This is a genomic window from uncultured Boseongicola sp. (assembly GCF_937988555.1).
Taxonomy (GTDB): domain Bacteria; phylum Pseudomonadota; class Alphaproteobacteria; order Rhodobacterales; family Rhodobacteraceae; genus Boseongicola.
Genome location: NZ_CALJXO010000307.1, coordinates 1 through 2607 on the forward strand (window position 1 = coordinate 1; position 2607 = coordinate 2607).

The 2607-nt window shown below is 54.1% G+C and carries 2 protein-coding genes and 2 pseudogenes; 2 read left to right on the forward strand and 2 right to left on the reverse strand.

All coding sequences use genetic code 11. The features are described from left to right. Positions 1-117: pseudogene (locus Q1B15_RS18365) on the forward strand (IS630 family transposase); the annotation flags it as partial. A 21-nt stretch (positions 118-138) separates the two neighbouring features. On the opposite strand, the gene Q1B15_RS18370 reads toward Q1B15_RS18365, so the two are convergent. Then, the gene (locus Q1B15_RS18370; RefSeq protein ID WP_299756493.1) at positions 139-1725 is read right to left on the reverse strand and encodes a gamma-glutamyltransferase; all 1587 of its coding nucleotides are present in this window, start codon (positions 1723-1725) and stop codon (positions 139-141) included. A 314-nt stretch (positions 1726-2039) separates the two neighbouring features. Here Q1B15_RS18370 and Q1B15_RS18375 point away from each other — a divergent pair, with 314 nt between their 5' ends. After that, complete coding sequence (locus tag Q1B15_RS18375; protein ID WP_299756496.1) at positions 2040-2147, forward strand: AtzH-like domain-containing protein; 108 nt, start codon at positions 2040-2042, stop codon at positions 2145-2147. A 21-nt stretch (positions 2148-2168) separates the two neighbouring features. Here the strand turns inward: Q1B15_RS18375 and Q1B15_RS18380 are convergent. Next, a pseudogene (locus Q1B15_RS18380) lies at positions 2169-2607 on the reverse strand (DDE-type integrase/transposase/recombinase); the annotation flags it as partial.

Below are 2607 nucleotides of genomic sequence, written 5' to 3' on the forward strand. Positions count from 1 at the left end.
ACCGAAGTCACTGCCTGGTTCCAAAACCGAAACAACGCACAGACAAAAACCAAATGGCACTTCACTACTGAGGATGCCAGAACAAAGCTCCTGCACCTATACCCGCAAATTGACTGAATCACGGGACTAGGACGAGCGTTAGAAACTCAGCGCGGCGCCGTCAGCACGTGGATCGGTTGCAGTCTCAACCAAGCCGTCTGAATGCAAAACAAGCGCACCTGCATGACCTGTCAAATCGCTGAATTCAGGCAGCAATTCAACATCATGCCCGGCATTTTTTAGCGCCATGACCAGATCGGGGTCAAACCTTGCCTCAAGCTTCAGGGATGTGGTGTCATCTCCCCATGTCTTGCCCAATAGCCAGCGCGGTGCAGTAATCGCCGCCTGTAAATCCATCCCGAACTGAACGTAGCGTGTAAAGACTGCCGATTGTGTCTGCGGCTGACCTTCGCCGCCCATCGTGCCATACGACATGACACGCCCGTCATTTAGAACGGCAATGGCGGGATTGAGCGTGTGAAAAGGTTTGCGCCCCGGGCCGACCTGATTGGGGCCTGGGCCCAGTGAAAAGCCAGCCCCCCTGTTTTGGAAAAACACACCTGTGTCTGGGCACGTCAGCCCTGAACCAAACTCCCAAAAAACGCTTTGGATAAAGCTGACAACGGTTCCTTCGCTGTCAGACGCCCCCATCCAAATTGTATCGCCCTGTGCGGGTTCATATGGCCAAGACAACGCCTTTGCAGGATCGATCTGGGCGGCCATCGCATCGAGTTGGGCGGCCTCAAGCCAGTCTTGCGCATGGACAGCCATGTGGTCTGGATCACCCAGTTCCGTAGTGCGCCGGATAAAGGCCTGTTTGGTGCATTCAATCAATCCGTGCAGATGATCAAATCCTTCGCTCTCGGTCACGCCAAGCCTGTCAAAAAGCCCAAGTATCATAAGGGACGCAACACCCTGTGTCGGCGCCGTCATGTTAAAAAGTTGCCCCTGTGACGTCTTCAGGGTCAGCGGCGTAACCTCTTGCGCTTGATATGCCGCGAAATCCGACGCGCGCAGCGGGCTGCCGTTTGCTTCAAGATAGGCGGCATGGGCGCGTGCGGGAGCGCCCTCGTAAAAGCTGCGCAACCCGTTTTGGGCAAGATGTTCAAGCGTATCGCCAAGGGCGTATTGCACCAGTTTTTGGCCAGCACGTGGGATAGCGCCATCAATCAGATAGGTTGCTGCAAACCCTGGCACATCATGGAGGCCGTTCAGTTTTTCTGCTGTGCAATTCGCCTGATTGCTGGTGACTGCGATGCCGCCTTTCGCGTGACCGATAGCGTCTTTTAATAGAAGCGCCAAAGGCAGCCTTTTGTCTTTCGCTACCAAGGACAACGCCTCGTCCCATCCACTGATAGTCCCAGGAACAGTCAGTGCCGCAAGTCCACCCCGTGCAGGGATACTGTCTGTATGGGTCTTCGACGCGTAGAATTCTGGCGTTGCAAGCGCTGCTGCGGTGCCGCAGGCGGAAATGCCGATAGGCGCTTTGCCGCGGCGCTTGATCACCCAAAACCCGTCGCCACCAATCCCGTTCATGTGGGGATAGACCACAGCGATTGTTGCGGCAGCTGCAACCATCGCCTCGATCGCGGTGCCACCCGCCGCAAGGATGTCGCGCCCCGCAAGGGATGCCGCGCGGTGCGGTGCAGTCATACCACCGCGTAGGCCAAGTGAAGATTTCAACATGTCGTTGTCCCATTTTTAGGGACGCAGCGCGCCCCTTAAGTGCCTTAAAAGTATCCCTGCGAAACAAGGTTTTGCATGTCCGCTGTTTGCAATGACCACGCATCTTGTAGCACCATGAAGTCTTCGGTCCGCCACTATTTTCATCGCCTGTGATCGCGTTTGATGGAAAATGTGGAGTTTAGACGCGAGGCAATGCCCTATGCCGGTAGGTGGTCGTAAAAACAGGTTTAACCTTTCAGCCATCGTAAGAAGAAACATCAACTTAGATCCGATGATGTCTGAATTTTTACTGAAATTCTGGGGGCAGTTTACCAATGGATACCAACATTCCCGAAATCATGGCTGAGGTCGCGGATGCCTTTCAAGCCTATGAGGCGGCCCTTACCACCAATGGCATTGTCACATTAACTCAGATCAACTGAATTTGTTGGCATTATCCCAGATTACGCAGCCACTATTTCGAACCATTCAGTGAATGCCTTGGCGCGCGTTTGATGGAGAGTTCTTCGGGAGACCAGATGGCGCTGCAAATTGAAATGGTTGTAAATGGCATCGTGGGCGGACAGAAACCGTTGCATTGACCCGGGCGATTTGAACCGTCCCATTCGGCGTTCTCGACGTCGGGTTGGCCTCCTCTCATGGTTTTGCAAACAAACCACTGCCGGGCAATGGATGTGAAACCTCTGCCTGATTGTTCAATCGAACGCCCGCGACATGAAGCTGGGTCAAACCAAGCTCTCGAAGCGCCGCAGAATATGAACCCAGTTTGTCAGTGACAATTTCATCCGGAATGTACATCTGCTTTTTCAGGAGTTTCCGCATGAGCTTAAGGGCCGTGCGCTTGTTTCGGCGAGATTGGGCCAGGACTTCAAGGACTTCGCC